Origin of the sequence: Sphingobacterium sp. UBA2610 (assembly GCF_002339225.1) — a bacterium.
GTDB lineage: Bacteria > Bacteroidota > Bacteroidia > Sphingobacteriales > Sphingobacteriaceae > Sphingobacterium > Sphingobacterium multivorum.
Window position 1 is genome coordinate 553,339 of record NZ_DDKA01000023.1, and the last position, 24,578, is coordinate 577,916.

Consider the following 24,578-nt stretch of genomic DNA (forward strand, 5'->3'; position numbering starts at 1 on the left):
TTTTCATCACAGACACTACATCATTACCACACACGAGCTTTAGTGTATAAAACACACTAAAGCTCGTGTTATTTCAGTAAAAACAACAACACAAAATACTGATTATCAAAAATATAAAATACAACAAAAGGTAGCCTGAGCAAGCCGAAATTTCATGTAGTAGTGATGTGAATATGTTAAATTTTGGCAAAGTTGTACTACATCAACATATTTGCTTCAGGGAAATAACCAACGTATTTTAAACAAACACCAAAAATTAACGATATGAGGAATCTATCCGCATTATTTTTGACATCCATGGTCGTATCGGTTGCCTATGGACAAACTTCGGTACAAGGAGTGGTCAAAGATGGCACAAGCATGATATCCATGCCTGGCGTCACCATTAGTATCAAAGGGAAAGCAGTATCTACAAAAACCGACGCAACGGGGAAATTTCAAATCAATGCCTCTCCTACCGACTCACTGGTCTTTAACTTTCTGGGTTATCGCACACAAACGGTATACATTGGTAATCAAACGCAACTCAATGTATTCTTAGAAAATCAAAATCAAGCATTGGAAGAGGTTGTTGTTATCGGTTATGGTACACAAAAGAAAGCAGATCTGACCGGATCGATCAGCTCCTTGAAATCATCCGATATCACGAAGCAACCTGCCATGTCGGCCATGCAATCCATCCAAGGTAAAGCTGCAGGTATCAATATTATTGCAAATGAAGCTCCGGGGTCATCACCCAACGTTATTGTAAGAGGTCTGGGAACAGCTCTAGGCGGAAGAAATCCACTCTATATCGTTGACGGTATCGCACAGACGGACATCAATAATATCAATCCGTCCGATATCGAATCCATGGATGTTTTGAAAGATGCATCTTCGGCTTCAATTTATGGTCTTCGGGCCGCAAACGGTGTGATCCTCGTGACCACGAAGAAAGGTAAAACTGGGACTCTTAGTATTAATTATGAAAGTTATGCTGGGATGAAGAAGATTCTTAACCGGGTTAAGATGGCTAATGGAGAACAATTCCGGACTTTCTTTAATGAAAGTCAAAAATATCAGGATCAAGATAAAAGATGGTTACTGTCAGAAAATCAGCATAATGATACCGATTGGTATGATGAATTAATAAAGACGGGAACTGTCTTTAATAATGCCGTCAATATATCGGGAGGAACTGAAAAAGTAGATTACTTTGTTTCAGCAAACAACTTTACCGAAAACGGTATTCTAGATGGCTCAAAATATGTTAGAAATACGATCCGAAACAACAACATCTACAAGTTTTTGGATAATAGACTTAAGTTTACCCAAAACTTGAATCTCACCGTTACAAATGCTACACCAAAACCCAATGGAGCTTTCACAACAGCCTACAAACAATCCCCATTGGTTCCTGTAATGTATGATAACGGGCGTTATGGAAAGGGTATTGTAAATCAAACTACCGGTGTTGTTGGCTATGAAAGAAATCCCGGTGAGATCGTTGGTAATATAAACTCTATTGGAAATCCGGTCTACGAAGTACTTAGAAACAATGAGAAAATCAATACATTAAGACTACAAGGTAGTTTCGAAGGTGAGTTTAAAATTACAGATTATTTAAAAGTAAACTCCCGTATTGGTGGAAATAAATTCTACTCGAGAAATAGAGTTTTTTCGGATATAAAGGATGCATGGCTCAATGGTGATCCACTTCGTACAGCGCAACAATTTGAAGAGTTTAAAGCGAAAAACACCGAATCCTTAGAGTATGCTAATAATAGTTTGAGTTATGAGACTCTGGAACAGTTCCGTTGGTCTTGGGAGAATTTCTTAACATTTAACAAGAAATTTGACAAACATAGTGTCGAAGCTGTCTTAGGTATGTCGCGTGAAAAGTATGACATCAACAGCATGATGAGCGACAAAGGTTATGATGTCCCTCAAAAACCACAATACTGGAGTATAGATCATGGTTCGGGCGCATATAAAGTGGAAAGCAGACAAATCTATTATACCCCGCGTGCCTTGGCATCTTACTTCGGTCGCGTTCAATATAATTACGACAGTAAATACTATTTAACAGCTACTTTACGTCGTGACGGTTCAAGCGTATTCCGTAACACCGGAAAATATTGGGGTACATTTCCATCCATTGGTTTAGGATGGACAGTAACAAATGAAGGCTTCATGAAGGATGCTACATGGATTAATTTGTTGAAAGTTCGCGGAAACTGGGGTAAATTAGGTAATCAAGATATCCCATTAAATGTTTCAACCATATTAACGAGCCCTACAAGTTCTTCTTACAACTATGTATTTGGTCCTGAGCAAAATATGGTATTTGGAAGTGCGTACGGCACACCGGCAAAAAACTTAAGCTGGGAGGTGACGGAAGAAACTGGCGCCGGATTGGATTTCGCATTTCTAAACAACCAACTTTCAGGTTCCATAGACTATTATCATAAGATGAATACCAATGCGATCTTGTTGGTCACACCGACATACACCTCTGCCTATGAAGATAAGTTTTATGATCATGGCGCAAAAATCCTAAATCAAGGTGTGGAAGTCGCCTTAAATTGGAACAAATCCATTTCTCCAGAATTTAGCTATTCCGTCGGTGTAAATTATTCTTACAACAAAAACACGGTTAAGGAGGTTAAAGCGGCTTACGATGGGGACCAAGGCGGAAGTCTTAACAATGGTGAGCTTACAAAACAGCTTCGTGTTGGACAGCCAATATACGGATGGTGGATGTATGAAATGAACGGTGTTTGGCAAAATCAAGATGAAATAAATTCAAATGCGCGACAAGGATCTCCAAAACCAGGATATTTGCGTTATACAGATGAAAACGCTGATGGCGTTATTGACTCCAGAGATCGTAAATTTTTCGGATCGTTTCTACCTAGTTCTACTTACGGTATTAATTTAGGAATTAATTACAAAGCGATCGATTTTAACGCTTCAGGATATGGGGTAGCGGGCAATAAAATCTACAACGGGATGAAAAGTACACGCATCAATGGCGGAGAAAACATCGCTTTAAGTACTTTTGAAAACCGCTGGACAAAAGAAGGTTCTACGAACTCACATCCCGGAGCAGAAAGAGATTTTCTACCTTCCAATTATTATCTAGAATCAGGCAGTTATTTTCGTATAAATAACATCACATTGGGCTATACTTTTAATAATCTTTATAGTTCTAAATCAAAGCTACGTTTGTATGTGACTGCACAAAATCCGTTTATCTTCACCAATTACAGTGGTTTCTCTCCTGAAATTGCGGGAGATGGTAGTCCAAATCTAACTTCTGGCATAGAGCTATCAGCCTATCCTACAACGCGTAATTTCCTATTCGGACTTAACATGCAGTTTTAATCCTTTTAAAAATCAACGTAATGAAAATCAATAAACTTTATATAGCAATTCTACTTAGTGCGGGGATCGCACTACAGGGTTGCAAAGACAATAATTTTTTGGATGTTCCTTCTAGAGAAAGGGTTGAAGCCGATGATAGCGAAACTCCTTATACCCCAGAGCAATTCGTAAATGGTATCTACGGTATGTTTACGGAGTGGGATTACAGCTTCTCTTTCTTAGGAATTACTGAAATCATATCGGATAACGCTGACAAAGGCAGTTCATCCACTGATGCGGGAGGTGATAAGTTGCTTTTGGATAACCTGACTTATACCTCAACAGCTGGTTCGTTCCAAGCCCTTTGGGTTAGATGGTACAAATCAATCGGTCGTGCTTCTCAAGCAATTGAATTTATTGAAAAAGCCGGACTGACTGATGCTGCTTATAAAAATAGATTAATTGGTGAGGCGCGCTTTCTAAGGGCGTTAAATTATTTCTACCTTGTACGTGGATGGGGTGATGTGCCTATCCAAGACCGTGATTTGATAAAGAGAGAACCCGCAGCTGAAGTATACGCCTACATTGAAGCAGACCTACAATTTGCTATTGATAACTTGCCCGTCAAATCTGCCTATGCTGCAAAAGATTTGGGCCGAGCAACCAAAGGTGCTGCACAAGGGCTGCTATCGAAGGTGTATTTATACGAAAGGAAGTGGCAACAAGCTGCTGATATGGCAAAAGCTGTTATCAATTCCGGTGGCTATAGCTTAGAGACTGATTATGCGAAAATCTGGCGATTAGAAGGTGAAAATGGTCCTGAATCGCTCTTTGAATGGCAGGCCCGAGGTAGTTCAATTGCCCATGGCATCCAACAATATAGTCAAGTGCAAGCGCCTCGTGGTGGAGCAGTCAATTTAGGCTGGGGTTTTAATATCCCAAGTCAAAATCTATTGGATGCATTCAATGCCGAAAAAGATAATATCCGCCGGGATGCTACAATTATTTTCAGAGGTGAAACCCTCTATGATGGCCGTCTGATTGACAATGGTGTAGAAAATCCAATGTATAATGAAAAAGCGTATTCCTCAGCAAATGGAGGTGCCGCTGACGGTGATAAAAACGTACGTTACCTCCGTCTGGGTGAAATTTATCTTATCCTGGCCGAAGCCGCAAATGAGGTTGGCAATAGCAGTGAAGCGCTGAATGCATTGAATACCGTGCGCACACGTGTAAAATTAGCCAACGTAACGACAACCGACCAAGCGCAGCTCCGTCAATTGATCTGGAAAGAAAGACGTCTTGAATTGGCATTTGAACACGACCGTTGGTTTGATTTGGTGCGTACAAAACAGGCAAAAACAGCCATGGCTGCCAATGGAAAAACTTTCCAAGATAAAATGTTGCTTTTTCCAATTCCGGAGAATCAACGTATCCAGACACCAGAAATGCCTCAAAATACCGGTTGGTAATCATTTACACAAAATAACGCAGTTCAAACGACCATAGGTCGTTTGAACATTTTTTCAAGAATTAAACAACATATCCATGAGAAAACGAATAGCATATCCAGCACTTAGCGGTATAGCTTTGGCGCTTATTCTCAGCAGTTCGTGCCAAAACACTGCTAATAGCAGTCCAGACAGTCCCTCAAAAATTGATTCAACTAGCGGAAGCAAGATCAATGAAGATTCGCTATTGACCACTATTCAGCAACATACATTTCAATATTTTTGGGAGGGCGCCGAACCAACTTCTGGTCTCGCTAGAGAACGCATCCATATGGATGGTGTATACACCCAAAATGATCGTAATGTCGTGACCATAGGTGGTAGTGGCTTCGGACTCATGGGTATGATCGTCGCGATGGAACGTGGTTTTATCAGCCAGGAACAAGGCATTCAAAAGTTGAATCACATCATGGATTATCTAGGCAAAATCGAACGGTTTAAAGGAGCTTGGGCACACTGGTACGATGGAGAACTGGGTACAGCGAAACCGTTCAGTGAAAAAGATAACGGTGGCGACATTGTTGAAACGGCTTTCTTAGCGCAGGGATTAATCGCAATTCGGGAGTATCTAAAAGATAAAGGTGATTCCGCCCAACTAATCGCTCAAAAAGCAGATAAGCTATGGAAAGAAATCAATTGGAATCACTATACAAACGGACAAAATGTTATTTATTGGCATTGGAGCCCTAAATTTAACTTCCAGCAAAATCATCCCGTCAGAGGATATGACGAGTGTCTTATTACCTACATTTTGGCAGCCTCTTCCCCTACTTATCCGATTGCACCCCAGGTGTATCACGAGGGATGGGCAAGATCTGGTGCAATTAAAAGCTCCGCTAAAAAATATGACATTCCACTCGTGCTAAAGCACAATGCCAAAGAAGGTGAAGTGGGCCCGCTCTTCTGGGAACATTACTCCTATCTAGGATTGAGCCCCAAAGGATTAAAAGACCAATACGCAGATTATTGGGAAGCGACAAGCAATCATGTTAAGATCAATTTGGCATACGCAGATCTGAACCCAAAAGGTTACAAAGGTTATGGTTCAACGAAAGGTTGGGGCTGGACGGCCAGCTATTCCATCAACGGATACGATGCACATCATCCAGACAACGATCCAGGTGTGATCTCCCCTACAGCGGCTTTATCGTCTATGCCCTACACCCCACATGAAAGCATGCAATTTGCACAGTATTTAAACAATCAGCTCGGCAATAAAATCTGGGGTAAATATGGCTACTATGATGCCTACAGTGAAACGGCAAATTGGTATCCACAACGTTATTTAGCCATCGATCAGGGGCCTATTATTGTCATGATCGAAAACTACAGAACCGGAAAAATCTGGGACCTATTTATGCAGGCTCCAGAAATTCAACAAGGACTAAAGAAACTCGGTTTTACCAGTCCTTATTTAAAGTAGTGGCCTATGGAATCATTTTCAATCCGTCACACGTTGAAAATGGTTCCTTCCACGAAAATAACAGGACATCTGATCAAGAAAACTCAGGGATCATCTTGAGCACTTGACATAAACTTACCCTATTGCGCGGAAAGCAAAATCCACGCGCACAAAAAAATAATACGATGAAAAAAGTAGTAGGTACTTTCCTTCTTGCATTGCTCGCCTGGCATACAAGTCCAGCGCAATTTAATCCGAAAATGGACACATTCATTGATCAGCTAATGGCTAAGATGACTGTCGAAGAAAAGATTGGACAACTTAATTTGGTAACCGGTGGCGAAGCGACAACTGGAACCACTGTATCCACCGATGTGGATACCAAAATTAGAAACGGCCAAATCGGTGGTATTTTCAGCATGAGCACACCAGCGAAAATTCGCAAAACGCAAGAAATAGCCGTCAAGCAATCCCGCTTAAAAATACCCATCATTTTTGGAATGGATGTCATTCACGGTTATCGTACGGTATTCCCAATTCCCTTAGGTCTTGCTGCTACCTGGGATATGAACTTGATTCAACAATCGGCACGTATTGCCGCCGAAGAAGCTACCGCTGATGGAATTAATTGGGCATTTTCGCCCATGGTCGATATCTCGCGCGATCCACGCTGGGGCCGTATTTCCGAAGGTGCGGGTGAAGATACCTATCTAAGCTCGCGAGTTGCAGAAGCCATCGTCCATGGCTTCCAAGGGGATAACCTGGCAGCACATAACACCATGATGGCCTGTGTCAAACATTTCGCCTTATATGGTGCAGCCGAAGGTGGTCGTGATTACAATAGCACGGATATGAGCCTTCACCGCATGTACAACGAATATCTACCTCCTTATAAAGCAGCGATAGATGCGGGAGCAGGAAGTATCATGACTTCTTTTAACGATATCAATGGTGTCCCTGCCTCGGCAAATAAATGGTTAATGACGGATGTGTTACGTAAGCAATGGGGCTTTAAAGGATTGGTCGTAACTGATTACACTGCTGTAAACGAATTAACAGCACATGGCCTCGGTGACCTCCAACAGGTCTCGGCCTTAAGCCTGAATGCTGGCGTTGATATGGATATGGTTGGTGAAGGGTTTCTGACGACACTAAAAAAATCTTTAGATGCGGGCAAGGTCAAAATAGCAGACATCGATAGGGCCTGCCGGTTTGTTTTGGAAGCCAAGTATAAATTAGGCTTATTTGACGATCCCTACCGCTATTGTGACGAAAAACGGGCAAAAACTGTAATCGGATCGGCTGCCAATCATGCAAAAGCCCGGGAAATTGCAGCAAAATCTTTTGTCTTGCTGAAAAATGAAAACCAAGCACTTCCATTAAAAAAAACAGGTACAATTGCTGTCATTGGTCCATTAGCCAATTCAGGTCCAAATATGCCCGGAACGTGGAGTGTCAGTGCTGAATTGGACAAAACAGCCTCTTTAGTGGAGGGAATGAAAGCCGTGTTGGGTAATCAAGTCAATATCCTCACACACCTGGGCAGCAATCTGTTGGAAGATCCAATTTACCAAAAGCATGCAACCATGTTTGGCCGTACCATAACACGCGATTCCCGAAAAGAAGAGGAGATCATCGCAGACGCTGTAAAAGTTGCTCAACAATCGGATGTGGTCGTGGCTGCCCTTGGTGAATCATCAGAAATGTCGGGTGAAAGCTCCAGTCGCTCCGAATTGGACATTCCGAAAAATCAACAGAACCTGTTAAAAGCATTACTGGCAACAGGAAAACCAGTTGTATTGGTGTTATTTACGGGTAGACCACTTACGCTTACCTGGGAAGATGCTCACGTACCAGCCATATTAAATGTGTGGTTTGGCGGAACGGAAACAGGAAAAGCAGTAGCCGATGTCTTATTTGGGGACGTCGTTCCTTCAGGTAAGATTACCGCCACCTTCCCACGCAATGTTGGTCAGATTCCGATCTATTATGCGCATAAAAACACCGGTAGACCCTACGGAAACTCGGGCGATTTTGAAAAATTCAAATCAAATTATCTCGATATAAGCAATTCCCCACTCTACCCTTTTGGTTATGGATTAAGTTATACGACGTTTACCTATGGTGAAATTCGTCTTGACCGCAACACAATTGACGATAAAGGTACGCTGCTAGCAAGTATCGACATCTGCAATACAGGAAACTATGATGCGGAAGAAACCGTGCAGCTCTATATCCAGGATGTTGTTGGTTCTGTCACGCGTCCTGTAAAAGAATTAAAAGGCTTTCAAAAAATATTCCTCAAAAAAGGAGAGCAAAAAACGGTAAACTTTAACATCAAAGTAAATGATCTCAAATTTTTTGACAACAATCTGAATTACGTTGCCGAACCAGGAACTTTCAAAGTCTACATTGGTCCCAACAGCCGTGATGTCAAAGAAAAAGAGTTTGAATTGCTTTAAATCTATTGCATCTCTATAAAAAAACAAGGCGACACTTCGAAAATAAGTGCCGCCTTGTCTATGTTTAACGATGTCTATGTTTAACGATGTCTATGTTTAGTCATTGCTATTTCTAGCTACTCCATATTCCCATCAAAGCTTTCAAACAATAAACGCAATTCCGCCGCTTTTTCTGGATATTCCGTTAAAACATTCGTTCTTTCACTCGGATCCCAGGCAATGTTATGTAGTTCTTCAATAGCATCATAGGGTTTACCCGAAATCTGATTCACTCCGCCTGCTATCCGACGATACTTCCAGTCACCTGACCGAACCGCCTCAACATGTCCATAATTCACTAAAAATATTGGTCTATGTGCTGTTTTTAAATCTTCCGATTTGCCGTTCAATAAAGAATCGATCGCTTGACCATCGATAGATTTCTTCGGCAATGATGCACCGGTCCATTTGGCGATGGTCGGCAACACATCCAAGTTGCTAATTGCCTGTCGAAGAACTTTCCCTTCTTGGGCATAGCCCTTTCCATAAACAATGAACGGTACACGGACGCCACCTTCTGTTGTTTCGGCTTTAGAACCTTTGAAGACACCTGCAGTACCCACATGCCAGTTCTTTGTAGCGTGATCGTCAGACATTCGCGATGGATAAGCTATCCAGGGACCATTATCACTTGAAAAAATTAAAATGGTATTATCGGCGAGGCCTTTTCGCTCAACCGTTTTCCAGAGCTCCGAAAAATTATGATCCAGCTCCTGCATCACCGCACCCAGAGGGCCTGCATTTTGCTGATCTGCAAATCGGTTCTTTTTGTTGGCAAATGCCAAAGGAAGATGTGGAAAATTATGCGCATAGTATAAAAAGAATGGATGATCTTTATCTTGATTTTCAATAAACTTCACTGTTTCTTTGTGATAAAGTGCGCTCAGATCCGAATCGTCGGGTGCCACGACTTCAGGTTTCCGATTCCGGAAGATCTTAATAACAGAGTCGGTCTTTACATAAGGATCGCGGTAATCGTGGCTATACAGCATGCCATAAAAAGAATCGAAGCCTTGCTGATTAGGATGATGGTAAGTTTGTTTATCTCCTAAATGCCATTTTCCGACCAATGCTGTCCGATAGCCTACCTTTTTTAATAATTCGGCAATCGTTTCCTCCTCATCAGGCAAGCCTAAATCTGAGCCTGGACCGATTGGTGCTGGAAGATTATAACGTGAAGCATATCTCCCGGTTAATAAAGAAGCTCTTGAAGGTGTACACGAGGGCGTAGAAACCATAAAGTTTGTTGCTCTCACGCCCTTACTGGCGATCGAATCCAAAAAGGGGGTTGAAATATTCGGACTTCCATAACAGCCAATGTCGCTATATCCGAGATCATCGGTCAAAATTAAGATAATATTAGGCTTTTTTTGCTGGGCATTGGCAAAAGCCACCAGTAAAAATAAAGCCATAGCGGTCATAAATTTAGTGTATCGCATCATAGTTGTATGAGTTAATTGGATTCGTACCACAAGATAACAATTTTTACCAATTTGGATTCTGTTTTAAATTCGGATTGAGGTTAATTTCCCGTTGTGGAATGGGCCAGAGATAATGCTTTTTCGCATCAAAAACACGGCTTTCAGAGGCTGCTTCAACGACAACTGCCTCTCCGTTATTATTTTGATAGGTGATGCCATACACTTTACCAGGAACAACCTTTTCAGCAGTTTTCCATCGTCTTATATCCGCGAGATGCAACCCCTCAAATGCCAGTTCCACCGTACGCTCGCGACGAACCAACTGGCGAAGTTGCTCCTGATTTGCTTGATTACTTGTTATTGGAAGTTTTACATCCGTTCGTGAATTTCTAATTTGGTTGATGGCATCGTAAACACTGCCATCAATTTCGCCGAGCTCAATTTTTGCTTCCGCATAGGTCAATAATATCTCAGCATAACGTAATAGTATAATATTCAAGCCACTTTTAGAAGGGTTTGCCAAATCCTTTTTATCGATATACTTCTTTATATTGAAACCTGTTGTAGAAGCAATATAGGTGCTCCCCACAGCATCGGCAGTCCCACTATTTGGTGCTGGATGAAAAATTGCTCCATTTGGAAGTGGATCGCCATCCAAAAAAATTGAAAAAGCAAGCCTCGGGTCACGATTTTTATAGGGATTTTTGGGATCATAACCACTATTGGCATCCGTAATTAAATCGCCTTTGGATGTGGTATAGCTATCGACCAAGGCTTTGGTAGGCACATAGGTACTCTGCCCATTTTGTTGGCTATAGGAGGCTAAGAGGTTAAAGACACTTTGCGTGTATATATTCTCCAGAAATTGCTTATCCAACAATACCTCTTTGTTATTTTCAGCTGCATACGTAAACAGATTTGCGTACGAAGGGTAAAGCTCGAATCGTTTGCCATCGATAATCGTTTTTGCTGCCTTTGCTGCTGCTGCAAAACGTCCTGCATATAAATCCGACCGGGCTTTCAGGCCCAATGCGGCCCAACGGGTTATGCGTCCGATATCGTTACTGGAGTAGCTTTCAGGCAAACTTGCCGCAGCCAGTTCCAATTCGCTGTCGATAAAATCATAGATTTCAGATAGCGTCGCTTGTTGTACTTCTCTTCCTTCCTGTAGTGTCAATGGTGCCTTTACCAGAGGAACTGCACCGAATAAATAGGCCAATTTGATATATTGATAGGCTCTTAACACGCGCGCTTCGCCGATATATCGAGCAATCAATGTTTCATCTTTGCTGCCCTCGATTTTACCAACATTCGCCAAAAAGTAATTGGCTGCACCGATTCCTTTATAGGCACTGCTCCAGGTGTTGTACAACCGAGAACTTGAAGCATCATAGGTACCCAATTCAATATAGGCATCCACAGCGAAAGGCTGATTGACATGGGCTATATCCGTCAATGCATCGGAATAGAAGATTTCTGCTCCATCCAGGTCGTTGTAGAGCGCATTTACAGCTAGCTCCGCATCGGCTTGGCTCTTCCAAAATATATTTTCCGACAGGCGGTCGGTAGGTACAGCATCTAACAGATTCTTATCACAGCTAATCAGCATAAGCGAAAACAGTCCGAAACTGAAAATCAGGTTTCTTTTTTGATATAGATAGTTGTAAAATTTCATTCGTTTTCAATTATATATTATTAACAATCACACTACAGCGTCAAATTGACGCCCAGTGTATAAAGGCCGGTTTGCGGATAATATACCGCTCGTCCAGATTCCGCTTCAGGATCCAGGTTCCATTCATTCAATTTTGAAATTGTCCATAAATTCGTCGCGGATAGGTATACCCGAAGTTTGTTGATTGCTGTCTTTCCGATAGCATGTAGTGGCACTGTATATCCAACCTGTATGTTTTTCAACCGCAGGTAAGAACCGTTAACCACTAAACGGTCCGAGGTTGCGACATTACGCAAATCATATTTGACCACGCGCGGAAAGCGTGCATCCGTATGTGTTGGTGTCCAATAATTGTTTGTAAATATTTCGTGTGTAAAGCCTTCCTGATTTCCCATCTCAGCCAATGCTCCTGACAATCGGGTATCGACTTTTGCTGCACCTTGAAAGAGCAGATCAAGATCAAAATTCTTAAAGGTGAAACTCCCATTTATTCCGAAGGTATATTTGGGGAAAGAGTTGCCAATAGCGGCCATGTCATTTGCATTGATCACCCCGTCGCTCTTCAAATCCACATATTTCACATCTCCGGGCTTCGTATTTGTAGCATACGTAGCGCCATAAGCTTGAATTTCCTCCGCAGACTGAAAGAGACCATCGGTCTTATATCCCCAAAGTGTGTTGATCGGAAGTCCTTTAGCAATAATATACCTTGGGTCAATATCCGATCCGGCAATGTAGGGTCCAGTACCTTTTAGATCGGTTACTTCATTATGGTTGATACTTAAATTTCCATTCAGCTGGTAAGCAAAAGCCCCAGGCGCACTTGGTCTTTTCTGATAATTTGCGCTGAATTCCCAACCGCGATTCAGTACTGTTCCCGCATTTTGGGGTGAAGGCTTTAATCCCAAAACGGCAGGAATATCCAGATTTAGTAGAATATCGTCAGTTACCTTTTTATAGTAATCCAGGGTAAAAGTCAAGCGATTGTTTAGGAAAGCGGCATCCAAGCCCAAATCATACTGCATCGTAGACTCCCAGCCCAATTGCTGATTGGCATAACTGTCCAGTCGATACCCCTGTACAGATTTACCCCCAAAATCATATCCTGCCGCAATGAGGGCAGAATAATAACTATACAAATCTACCGATTGGTTTCCTGTCTTGCCCCAGGAAGCACGCAATTTGAATTCGTTCAACGAATTTCGAATAGGTTCCCAAAAGTTTTCCTTGGATAAGAGCCATCCTGCTGATGCCGAAGGGAAAAAACCATATTGCTTGTCGCCCGTAAAACGGGATGAACCATCGTAACGCCCATTCACTTCGAGCAGATACTTGCCATCCCAATCGTAATTTACCCGACCAAAAAACGAACGCAAGCCATACTGCACATCATATCCATTATTGTTTTTGGTCGCATCATCAGCTCCTTGTCCGATAGAGGTGATATCATTATTGTAGAATCTTTCGCGATAAGCCGTTAAGTAATTTTGATAATTGTGAATCTGTGAATAGCCAACAAGTGCCTTAATATGATTTGGCCCAGCCGCCAATTGATAGGTCAACAGATTGTTCCATGTATACTCGCTGCTATTATCACGAATTTCGTTTAATGAATTGATCGGAAAACTTTTTACAATACCTGTATTTCGGTCCTTATTGTCAAAAGCGTTCAAAAAGGTTTTGGTATTATTTAGGTTCACTCTTACACCAAATTGGGACGTAAATAACAAATTTCTCCACAATTGAATGTCGGTTTTAACGATGGAGCTTAAGTAGTTTTCATTAACCTTTTTAAAACCACTTTTCTCAATCAGCATTAAAGGATTATTTCCTTGTGTACTTAATCCGTAGGTACCATCATCATATTTGGGGACCACCCACATCGAGCCATGGAGAAAGTTATTGATTGGATCACGTCCGGGCTCGGCGGCTTTACTATATCGGTAGTTTATACTTCCCGTAAAATTAAGCCAAGAGCTTGCTTTATAATCGTTGTTTAGCCTAATATCCGCCAGTTCAGCACCATAATGATCAATAATACCATCCTGTTTATTATAACGAACCGCCAATCTAGAACGTAGAATGTCATTTCCACCTGCGAATGACAAGGCATGGTCTTGTTGAGGAGCTGTTTTCAACAGCGTATCAAACCATGTATTCGGTAAAGGATATTTTTCGCGATCGGTCGCAGTCCGATAAGCCGTTATTGATTCGTCAGTAAATCGCGCCGGCACCGCCAGCCCCGCGATACGGTAGGCGTCCTGTTGCAATTGGAGGTAGGATACGGCGTCCATCTGCTTTGGGGTGTTGATTGATTTTTGTAAGGCGTAGTAGCCATTATAATCAATCACAACATGTCCAGATTTTGCACTTTTGGTAGTTACAATAATTACACCGTTGGTCGCACGTGATCCATATATCGCCGTGGAAGCCGCATCCTTCAGGACTGAAATTGAAGCGATATCATTGGGGTTTAACTTTGACCAGGGTTGTTCAATTCCGTCCACGATGACCAAAGCATTATTCTTGCTGAGATCATATCCACTGGTGCTGCTCGAATTGGTATTAAATGTCGTCAATCCTCTAATTCGAATATTGGCAGCCGATTGCCCTGGTTTTCCACCAAGGTCTTGAACAGTCACCCCCGGTAATAAGCCCTGCAAAGCCTGCTGCGTATTAGAAACTGGTCTTTTCGTCAATTTATCACCATCAATACTGGCGATTGAATTGGTCAACGAGATTTTTTTCTGAGTTCCATAGCCAACAACCACCACCTCATCCAGGTCCTGTGTAACTGGCTCTAATTCAATTTTTGTGGGAGATTCGGAAACTAACAAGGACTTTTTCTTATAGCCAATGCGCGAGAGTGTAATGGAAAATGGTAATTTCTGTCCCGTTACAATTTGAAAAAAACCTTTTTGATCTGTTGTAACAACATGCGTTACAGCTTCGAGTTGAATGGTTACGCCTTCAAGAGGCTGCTTACGTTGACTATCATATACATAGCCTGATAAGGAAGCATTGACAATCGGTTTAACATCTGTTTGCGCATATACCTGATGCCCAACGCCAGATAACAATAAACATAGCGACAAGGTAGAATACCGGAGTACCCTAAGATTTTTCATAGATAAAGTATTAATGGTGAATACGAACAAGTGCCAACGCCAATCGAAAACTTGTTTTTATTTTGAAGACATGAGGGGAAGCGAGCGCCTCCCCTGCTGTCAGTTTGAGAAAAGATAAGGGAAATTATCCTATATGACACATTCGCATCTTTCTTACATCAGGGGATTTAGCCTTCAGAGACTTTGCAGTAATACTTACGAAAAATGTGCTTTTACTAATATTGATATGTTCCATAATAATGTGTTAATACGCCACGCTGAAAAGTAATGCATATTTTCAACAGCGATCTGTTATCTTTTCACAAATATAGGAGTAAATTTAATATAATCTACTAATTCTATAGATTTTATTAAAATAAATATACGAGACCTGCAAAGGGACTATATAAGCAGACTGGTAGCCGTAAAAGGTTACCGATTAAGGATAAGCAAGGAACGCTTATTTTAAAGTTTTTAGATAGGTTTTAATCAGCAGGATGCCTTCATCATGCAATACGGTGGTTCCCTTTTGAGGCATATGCATCTCTCCCAATGTAGACATCCGTCCAATAATCTTCGCTTGTTTCAACCAAATTCCAGTTTCATGCATGGGGCTTTCATAACGAAGATCCAGCATGGTCATATAGGCTGTCCCTTTCGGATTGTGACAATGGGCACAGTTGATTTCCAAATAAGCTCGCGCACGACTTGCAGTCGATTGGGCAAGGTCATAATAACTCGGTAAATTCGTGAAGCTTTTCATGGACTTCAGTTCGAGAGCCCCCTGTTTGGTCAACTGCACCAGTTGCTGGATGCTGTCACCATCCTGACCGATTATCCGGTTCAGATTTCTGATCTTTGGACCTATCGGAAACAGCTGATTTCCTTGTCGATGGCATGCCATACAATCGTTTCGTGAAGGAATAATATAATTTGTTTGTCGCTCGTCACCTTTGCTGTCCAAAAACGAAACATGCACGGAAGCACTGTCCATCAACAACAAAGCTTCATCTTGGGCTACATTCCATTGATAGGTTGCTGCATTCCACTGTCCGTCTTTATAAATCAACAGCCGTGTTTCAAGCAATTGCTGTCGTACATCTCCGGCCGCATCTTTTTGCGGATAAAAAAATGTTTTGGCAATTAGGGTACCGTCGGGGAAGCTGGGCAAACCATCATCTGAGGCGATCATTTTTTTTCCCCTGGGAAGAAAGATGACGCGCTTTTTATCGGTATAGTCTGTAAATAAGGTCGAGGCTAATTCATAGGAAATTCCCTGGTCGTTTGGAACAAGATCAGCAATTTTGCCTTTGAATAAATTGTAATCAGATAATTTATCTCGAAACACAATATTATCTTTAGCGATTGTACCCCGCCCCGTATTATTCAATACAATAAAAAATATAGGTATCAATAAAACACCCATCAAAATCAGCACTTTCTTCATTTCCCTAATGCTCTTTTCTACCGTTCAAGTCCGTTTTAAATTCGGGCGAAGATAAGATAAAAAAGAGATTATGCTGATTGATATCTGCTATTGAGGTTCAGATTTTACAATACGTACAGAAAACAATAAAAGGCCCGTTATTTTATCAAAAAATAAAACAGTTTCATGGATATATACGCGAATAAAAGGTTATATTTAGCTGTCTTTTAACCAAAACTTCGGCTACATGGAAGATATGATTCTCTATAATCGACTTCAGTTCGCATTTACGATTACATTCCATTATTTATTCCCTCAATTGACCATGGGTTTATCCCTCATGATCGTCTATTTCAAATGGAAATTTCTGCAAACACAAAACGAAGATTACAACCATGCATCCAAATTTTGGATGAAAATCTTTGCGCTTAACTTCACCATGGGCGTTGTAACAGGTATCCCCATGGAGTTTCAATTTGGTACCAACTGGGCTAAATTTTCTGAACTTACGGGTGGTATTATCGGACAGACCTTAGCCATGGAAGGTATGTTTTCCTTTTTCCTGGAGTCATCATTTCTGGGGATGTTTCTTTTTGGAGAGAAGTTGCTGGGGCATAAGCTCCATTTTTTATCCGGACTCATGGTCTTTATCGGATCTTGGGCCAGTGGTTTCCTGATTATCGCCACACATTCCTGGATGCAGCACCCTGTTGGGTATGAGATTCTTGAAAATGGCAAATTTGTACTGAACAATTTTAGTGCATTATTCAATAATCCATGGTTATGGCCATCTTATTTACATAATCAAGCCGCTTCGTTGGTGACCAGTTCCTTTTTTGTGGCCTCTATTGGAGCTTTCTATCTCCTAAGCGACCGGCATAGTAAGTTTGGAAAGATATTCGTTAAAAGTGGCGTCATCTTCGGCGCCATTTCATCGGTTATGTTGGCATTTCCTACGGGAGACCTTGCCGCCAAAAACGTAGTCAAATATCAGCCCGCAGCCTTTGCCGGCATGGAGGGCATTTTCAAAACGGAGCAAGGCGGATCCGAGATTATCCTGGTCGGCCAACCCGACATGGAAAACAAAAAGCTGGACAATAAAATAGCGGTGCCGAATGTCTTGAGCTTCCTCACCTACCAGCGCTGGGATGCAGAAATCAAAGGATTAAATGAATTTGACCAGTCCTTACATCCAACCAACGTACCCGGACTGTATTACAGCTATCACATCATGGTAGGGCTGGGTACCATATTCATCGGCATTATGGTTCTTGGAGCGCTACTGCTTTGGCGGAACAAATTGTATCAAACCAAATGGTTATTGTGGATCATCATGTTTATGATTCCATTTCCATACATCGCGAATACTGCAGGTTGGTATACAGCTGAATTGGGGCGGCAGCCTTGGCTTGTTTATAATCTCATGCGAATGGTAGACGGTGTATCCCCTACCGTATCTTCCGGAAATACATTATTTACCTTTCTCGGCTTCGTCGGTTTATACATTCTTTTGGGCTTGTTATTTCTGATGTTAGTCTTGAAGATCATTAGAAAAGGTCCTGAAACGACAGTTGCATTAACCTAATTAGCTATGGAAATATTCTGGTTTATCGTCTTAACTTTTATGCTGGGAATTTATATCGTACTCGATGGGTACGATTTTGGAGCGGGAATTGTCCATCTATTCTTTGCTAAAACCGAACAGGAGAAAAAAGCTGTTACCAACTCAATTGGGCCGTTTTGGGATGCCAATGAAGTCTGGCTCATCGCTTCTGGTGGTGTCCTATTTTTTGCTTTCCCCACACTCTACGCCTCCTCCTTCAGTGGTTTCTACCTTCCCCTAATGCTTGTACTTTGGTTACTTATTTTTAGAGCAATAAGTCTTGAACTCAGAGGTCAGGTTCACCATCGTCTTTGGGAAGCTTTATGGGATAAGGCTTTCGGCCTCGCAAGCCTGTTGCTGGCACTTTTCTTTGGCGCCGCGCTGGGCAATGTCGTTCGCGGAGTAAACCTGGGTATGGTAGAGAATGGTGTATCTACCCAAGAGCCGCACTATTTCTTCTTGGCACTTTGGAACCCGACATTTGACCCATTAGCCCAACATCAAGGCATCATAGACTGGTTCACTATCATATTAGGTTTAGTTGCCGTCGTTACATTAACCATCCACGGCGCAGGCTGGGTCATTCTGAAAACATCCAGTACATTGAACACGAGACTAAAGAACATTGTTTTTAAGCTCAACTTTGTCTTGCTTATTCTCGTCATACTATCGGCCTATGTATGGCATTATGTGAAACCCATCTCCCTTAACAATCTTCAAAATCATTATTGGCTATGGATATTCCCTGTGATAGCTGCCGTTGGATTACTTGGACAATTTTGGATCAAAACCTTTAAAAAAGATGGTATTGGCTTCCTATTTTCATCGCTGTTCATCCTAGGGAGCTTTGCGACGACCGTTGCTTCCATGTTCCCGATAGTATTGCCTTCAACGAATGACGTAAACCCCTCCTTGACGATTCAAAATGCGGCGGCGCATGAATATGGTCTTTCCGTAGGTTTAGGCTGGTTTATGTTTGCCGCAATTCTGGTGATTGCCTATTTTATCATCCAATTTAGGGTCTTCAAAGGTAAGCTGGATGACGTGGGTTACGGCGAACATTAAGAGCGGTCTCTATTCGAGTCCCAACAACTTATGTTTCATTGCCAGCTGTACGAGCTCAATCATATTTTTAACTTTGAATTTAGTCAGGAGATTGCGCCGATGCGTTTCAACCGTAACTGGACTTAAAAACAACTGTTCAGCAATTTGGTTCGTCGTAAGTCCCTTGGAGATCAACGTCAAAATCTCTTTTTCACGCTGTGTAAGCCGAGGTAGACCGCTGATCGTCGAAATTGCACCACGATAAAGTTCTTTTGCCCGATCACAAACGGCCTCTTTCCCATCGAGCCCAAGCTCTACGCAGCGCAGGAATTCTTCGTTGGTAACATCCTTTAAGATATAGCCATTTCCACCAGCCTGCATAAACTGAAAAATAAGGTTTCCATCGGCTAAATTGCTCAATGCAACAATGGGAATCATCGGAAACAGTTTCCTCACCTGTGTACAGACATCCACCCCATTTGTCTTTAACAGCTGCATATCCATCAGGATGAGATCGGCCCCCGTGATCTTTAAAAATTCAATTAACGCAATCTCTTCCAAAAAGGGGTATACGAGATACCCATCCTGATTATTGAGAAAAGAAGCGACACCTTCCAACAATAAGGGATGATCATCTAACACTGCAATTATCTTCATGACTCCGCTTATTTAAACCGTTACACCAATTTCGATCTGCGTTCCAGATCCAAGCTTACTCTGAATATCAATTGATCCATTGATCCATTTCACCCTATTGACCATATTATTTAAACCCAATCCATAATTTAACACAGCAGAATCAAAGCCTTTGCCATTATCCTCAACGAGGATATGGAGTACTTCCTCCGATTTACTTACCTGAACGATAATTGAATCTGCATTTGCATACTTTAGTGCATTTGAAATAGCTTCTTGAACAATTCGATACAGGGCCAACCCCTTTTGAAAGTCCACATTCAATTCAGGCTCGTAGTTCTCAAACTGGATCGAAACGTTACTATTTTTCATCGCCATACACAATTGCTCCAATGCTGCTATCAATCCAAACTGACGCAGCGATTCGGGCATCAGGTTATGGGATATCCGTCTTACTTCACCTAAAATATCGTTCAACTTCTGCGGCACTTCATCTGTCAAGAGCGTACTCTTTGCCACATCGCCGGCAATCTTAAATTTTAAACCTGTCAACATGCCACCTATGCTATCGTGCAGATCTTGGGCAATACGCTGACGCTCCTGCTCCTCTCCTTTTAGCATCGATTCCGAAATTTGCAACTGCTTTTCCTTTTCCATTTTGTCCAATGCGATTTCGTGATTGAGCTGTATCTGTGTATTAAGCTTCCGTTGTTTTCGATAGGAAAAAGTAACAAATAGCACAATAAAGAAAAGCAAAACGGCAATACCCAAAACGAGGAAAATCCGAAATTGGTTGCGTTCCTTTTCTGCGCGCAGATTCAGAATCTCTTTTTCTTTTTCTACGGTTTTATATTTTGCTTCCATCTCATTCATTTTCTCCAACAATTGGACCTTCTGAATACTGTCGGATAGCTGATTTGCCTTATTGGACATTTTCAGCGCATCCTGATAATTACCCATCAGCTCATTTACAGCCGCCAGTTGACTGTACACAATTTTACTGTTGTAAAGATCTCGCGTTAATAATCCATTTTTTACGATTTCCTCCAACTGTAGTTTAGCATCAGCATACTTTTTCTGCAGGAGATACACATTAAACTTTCTGAACCGCATCATCTGGAATAATTTCCAATTGTTCATTTTCACCGACCAATCCAACCCGATATCCAGCAGACGAAGGGCTTCATCAGTCTGTTGCTTTGTGGTAAAATAAAGCGCCTCATTGTAATAGTAATTGGGTAATTGCGAAGAATTTGGATAATCTTTCAAGAGCTGTTTGACTTTATCCAGTAGCACTCTTGCTTCTTTAGATTTCACCTGATAGCAATAATTGCTGACTGTATTGAGATAAGCCACCACAAGTGCTGTACTCGGCGGTTGCTGCTCGAGTTGCTTGATGGCCAATTGATGATATTCATCAGCTTTTGCAAGCTGATTGGACGACATAAAGGTCATGCCGATCATCGTATTTATACTACCTTCCATGATGGGGTCATGTGCTTTGGCATAAGGCAGGCACTTCCCGTTTAGGATATCCAGAAAATCAGCAAATCCTTTTTTAGGAAATCGAATCAAGCCCAGATTATACCAAGCTTTGGCCAAAAGGCCCTGCTGAAAAGGTTTTTGCGCATTTCCAAGGAGGTCTACACATCGTTGGGCTTCAACTCCGGCATTTTTACTATCCAGAAATTGTCCATAATAAAAGCTTTTGTAGAGTGCCCCCATCGCCTGTAAACTCCGGAATGGTTTGGCGAAACGCTCCCCCTCCCGCATATGATCCCAAAATTTGGTCGTATCCCTAAATCGATAGTAATCTGCCAAATAAAAATACTGCATTGCCTTCACACTGTCATCCGAACTCGACAGCAATAACCTTTCCGCATCAGATCGATATCTATTTTCATCCAATGGCAGAAAACTCTGTGCACTTACAAGATGCACAGTAAAGTATACTATAAAAAAGGCAATTATCTTCGTTAACTCTTTCAACTGAAACATTATTAATCCAATTTCTTAATCATTTCAACAATTAAACTAAATGGGGCCTTTTCAGCCAATGGTTTCATAATATGCAACAAGAAAGTCTGATGGTGGTTCAAGACTTCTCCCTACGTCTAAATTTGCGGTCGATCCGGCTTTGTCAAAGTCGACAGTAGAAAACGTAGGTCGGAAAACCGCATAGTCAATTAGCGGATCCAAAAAACAAAGATATATCTCCGCGATGAATTGCTAAAGACATTCTTCTACTTTTTTTGAAATTAATTACCAGCATAAGATTAGCCTAATCTATTTAAATATAGGCTAAAACATATCCCGTTGATAAAAAAGCCTCTCGAACTATCGAGAGGCTTTTTTATCAACGATATTCGCTACTCTTTTTCGTAGCAATATCCATCAGCAAATCCAGCTTACACTGGTAAACCGAAGAAAGCACATTTGGATTATCCGGCTCAAAAAGCGCCGATTTCATAATGGGCACACTAAAAGGCAATGTCCAGGCGCGGAGCGACTTCGCGATAGCATCCATTGCATTAATGCCCTGTAGTGCGTGTACACCATCGGCCCAACACACCAGTCCGATATGTTTATCCGTCAGATAAGCCGGTTTATTTTTAGCACTGACTTCAAGCCAATCCAAACAATTTTTCATCACACCGGGAATACTTCCATGATAAAGCGGAGACAACCAAAAATGTACATCTGCTTCTAGAAACTGAGTATTCATAATCTTGACGGCATTGGGCACCCGATTGAGACTCAAATCAAATAAGGGTATTCCGCTATCAGCCAGGTTAAAAATCGTATTTTCAATACCTCGTTGGTTTAGTTGGTCGGAAACATAGTGTGACAGTTTTCCCGATGTCGATTCTTGCCTTCTTTCCAAGGCACCATTGAATATTAATGCTTTCATTATACTTTCCCTTTTTTAAAAATAACTTTTGGCATACCAACCTCACCATACATCAAGGTCTGCACAATAGGAATCAAACGTTCCGTCGCCAACATATAAAGTGACGCCGGGATATTCGGACGGGCCCGTATGACAACCTTTTGCTGCTGAAAATGCGATAGATCCATTGCTTGCAAAGCCTGTATCCACAAATCTATTTCCAAAGCCTCTACCGTCTTAAAATCGTAATACGCTGCAACAGGATGAAGTTTTTCCGCCAGGGTCATATAGACCCAAGGCGGGATAATTGCGTCGACAGAACAGTTGATAGCAACCGCCTGATTTCGGAAAGCAGACCAGTCCACCGCGGTCAACGCTTCTCGGAATTCCTTTTCTTTCAGGATTGCTTCCCGATACAACAATGTTTTGATGTCAAAACTTTGGATGGCGAGATTGGACTTAAAATCAATCAGATCTAAAGCCAATATACCCGTGTTTTCGACTTTATTTATAAACATATCAAACCAAGCCTGCAATCACGGCATCGTATTTTTGTTCAACAACAGACCAATCCAAAAGCGACCAAAATGCATCTAAATAATCGGCCCTTTTATTCTGATATTTTAAATAATAGGCATGCTCCCAAACATCGACACCCAAAATAGGAAAACCTCTACCGGTCAATTGTGTATCCATCAGCGGATTATCCTGGTTGGCCGTTGCGACGACATCTAAGGCACCTGAATGCTTGACATAAAGCCAGGACCAGCCCGAACCAAACTGCCCAAGCCCCGCATTTTTGATCTTAGCTTTGAGCTCTTCCAAAGAACCAAAAGCTGCATTTATCTCATCTGCTAACTTCCCTGTGGGTACCGTTTTTGGATTAGGCGATAAGATTTCCCAAAATAACGTATGGTTAAAGTGACCGCCGCCATTATTGCGGACTGCTGGGCTATATGTACTTATGTTTGTGAGTATATCCAATAGCGTGTCAGCTTCGCTTTCCGATCCTTCCAATGCCTTATTTAGATTGTCGACATAAGCTTGATGATGCTTTTGATGATGAATCGTCATGGTCTCGCGATCAAAATAGGGTTCAAGCGCCGCATAGGAATATGATAACTGGGGTAATTGAAATTTGTGCATAGTTTTATTGTTTTTTATGATAAGTCAAAACTAGAGAATCAATTTTAATAAAACAACTAAACAGTTGTTTTATTAAAGTCATAAAACTAAATTCGAAAAGACTAAACCTGTATCTGAAACACTTTTTAGAACAAAAAATAAAAATGCTATCTTTGTTGGTAGTACATAAAACAACTTTTTTATTGTCAAATGCAGAAAAGTCCAGCTGATCGAATATTGATGTTATTAAAAATGCGCCGAGAAGCCACTGCAGCTTTGATTGCATCGGAATTGGCGATAACAAAAGAAGGAGCCCGTAAACATTTATTGAACCTCGCGAATCAAAACCTGATTGTATCCAATGCCCGGAGCGAAGGTATAGGCCGGCCCTCGACTTATTACAGTCTGTCGCCACAGGGTATGGCAAGATTTCCAGATAGTCACGCCGACATTACCGTACAATTATTGCAGTCGATTAAACAAGTGCTTGGCGAGAATGCGTTGGATCTACTGATTAGTGATCGGGAATCTAAAGTATATCAGAAATATACTGACGCAATATCGGATATTGAATCCATCGAAAAAAAACTTGAAGTTATAGCTGCCAAAAGAACAGAGGAAGGCTATATGGCTGAATGGAGAAAAGAGGCTGACGATTATCTTCTCATTGAAAATCATTGCCCCATATGTGCAGCAGCAACCGAATGTCAGGGATTTTGCCGTTCAGAACTGAATAATTTCCAGCAACTCATCGGTCCGGCATATCGTATCAGTAGAATAGAATACATCATCGAGAATGCGCCGCGCTGTACCTATCGCATTTCAAAGGCGAAATAAAACCAATTTCTAAGACATTCCTGCACAAATTACTAATATACCAAAAAGTATTTTT

At 41.6% G+C, this 24,578-nt stretch carries 16 protein-coding genes; 7 read left to right on the top strand and 9 right to left on the bottom strand.

All coding sequences use genetic code 11. From position 1 onward, the window contains the following. Positions 1-264: 264 nt before the first annotated feature. From B4Z47_RS18200 to bglX, 4 genes are all read left to right on the top strand, one after another. On the top strand, positions 265-3,366 hold the full coding sequence (locus B4Z47_RS18200) for a SusC/RagA family TonB-linked outer membrane protein (protein ID WP_115047991.1): 3,102 nt from the start codon (positions 265-267) through the stop codon (positions 3,364-3,366). A 20-nt stretch (positions 3,367-3,386) separates the two neighbouring features. Then, entirely contained in the window at positions 3,387-4,817 is a 1,431-nt protein-coding gene (locus B4Z47_RS18205; protein WP_115047989.1) for a RagB/SusD family nutrient uptake outer membrane protein, read from the top strand. Between the two features lie 76 nt (positions 4,818-4,893). Beyond that, a complete protein-coding gene (locus tag B4Z47_RS18210) occupies positions 4,894-6,279 on the top strand; it encodes a glucoamylase family protein (RefSeq protein WP_115047987.1) in 1,386 nt (461 codons plus the stop codon). 164 nt (positions 6,280-6,443) lie between these two features. Continuing rightward, the gene (gene bglX / locus B4Z47_RS18215) at positions 6,444-8,720 is read left to right on the top strand and encodes a beta-glucosidase BglX (protein WP_115049499.1); all 2,277 of its coding nucleotides are present in this window, start codon (positions 6,444-6,446) and stop codon (positions 8,718-8,720) included. A gap of 116 nt (positions 8,721-8,836) precedes the next feature. Here the strand turns inward: bglX and B4Z47_RS18220 are convergent, their stop codons facing one another. The 4 genes from B4Z47_RS18220 to B4Z47_RS18235 form a co-directional block, all read right to left on the bottom strand. Then, on the bottom strand, positions 8,837-10,171 hold the full coding sequence (locus B4Z47_RS18220; RefSeq protein WP_236560160.1) for a sulfatase-like hydrolase/transferase: 1,335 nt from the start codon (positions 10,169-10,171) through the stop codon (positions 8,837-8,839). A gap of 73 nt (positions 10,172-10,244) precedes the next feature. Further along, complete coding sequence (locus B4Z47_RS18225; protein ID WP_115047983.1) at positions 10,245-11,855, bottom strand: RagB/SusD family nutrient uptake outer membrane protein; 1,611 nt, start codon at positions 11,853-11,855, stop codon at positions 10,245-10,247. Between the two features lie 32 nt (positions 11,856-11,887). Then, positions 11,888-14,983: a SusC/RagA family TonB-linked outer membrane protein gene (locus B4Z47_RS18230; RefSeq protein WP_115047981.1), complete on the bottom strand. Its 3,096-nt coding sequence runs from the start codon at positions 14,981-14,983 to the stop codon at positions 11,888-11,890. 439 nt (positions 14,984-15,422) lie between these two features. Then, entirely contained in the window at positions 15,423-16,409 is a 987-nt protein-coding gene (locus tag B4Z47_RS18235; RefSeq protein WP_115047979.1) for a hypothetical protein, read from the bottom strand. Between the two features lie 226 nt (positions 16,410-16,635). Between B4Z47_RS18235 and B4Z47_RS18240 the strand changes: the two genes are divergently transcribed. After that, positions 16,636-17,973, top strand: a complete 1,338-nt coding sequence (locus B4Z47_RS18240) for a cytochrome ubiquinol oxidase subunit I (RefSeq protein WP_115047977.1) — start codon at positions 16,636-16,638, stop codon at positions 17,971-17,973. A gap of 6 nt (positions 17,974-17,979) precedes the next feature. Then, positions 17,980-19,056: a cytochrome d ubiquinol oxidase subunit II gene (gene cydB / locus B4Z47_RS18245; protein ID WP_115047975.1), complete on the top strand. Its 1,077-nt coding sequence runs from the start codon at positions 17,980-17,982 to the stop codon at positions 19,054-19,056. Positions 19,057-19,065: 9 nt separating this feature from the next. On the opposite strand, the gene B4Z47_RS18250 is transcribed toward cydB, so the two are convergent. From B4Z47_RS18250 to B4Z47_RS18270, 5 genes are all read right to left on the bottom strand, one after another. Next, positions 19,066-19,692, bottom strand: a complete 627-nt coding sequence (locus B4Z47_RS18250; RefSeq protein WP_070569509.1) for a LuxR C-terminal-related transcriptional regulator — start codon at positions 19,690-19,692, stop codon at positions 19,066-19,068. Between the two features lie 12 nt (positions 19,693-19,704). Beyond that, positions 19,705-21,660 (bottom strand): sensor histidine kinase, encoded by a 1,956-nt coding sequence (locus tag B4Z47_RS18255; RefSeq protein ID WP_159332885.1) that lies wholly within the window; start codon positions 21,658-21,660, stop codon positions 19,705-19,707. A gap of 367 nt (positions 21,661-22,027) precedes the next feature. Beyond that, a complete protein-coding gene (locus tag B4Z47_RS18260; RefSeq protein ID WP_115047969.1) occupies positions 22,028-22,582 on the bottom strand; it encodes an NADPH-dependent FMN reductase in 555 nt (184 codons plus the stop codon). After that, positions 22,582-23,079, bottom strand: a complete 498-nt coding sequence (locus tag B4Z47_RS18265; protein ID WP_115047968.1) for a DUF2480 family protein — start codon at positions 23,077-23,079, stop codon at positions 22,582-22,584. The genes B4Z47_RS18260 and B4Z47_RS18265 overlap by 1 nt, the downstream gene beginning before the upstream one ends. A 1-nt stretch (position 23,080) precedes the next feature. Beyond that, positions 23,081-23,707, bottom strand: coding sequence for a superoxide dismutase (locus B4Z47_RS18270; protein WP_115047965.1), 627 nt, complete (start codon positions 23,705-23,707; stop codon positions 23,081-23,083). 231 nt (positions 23,708-23,938) lie between these two features. Between B4Z47_RS18270 and B4Z47_RS18275 the strand changes: the two genes are divergently transcribed. Beyond that, positions 23,939-24,523: a helix-turn-helix transcriptional regulator gene (locus B4Z47_RS18275; protein WP_286727711.1), complete on the top strand. Its 585-nt coding sequence runs from the start codon at positions 23,939-23,941 to the stop codon at positions 24,521-24,523. The last annotated feature ends 55 nt before the right edge of the window (positions 24,524-24,578 follow it).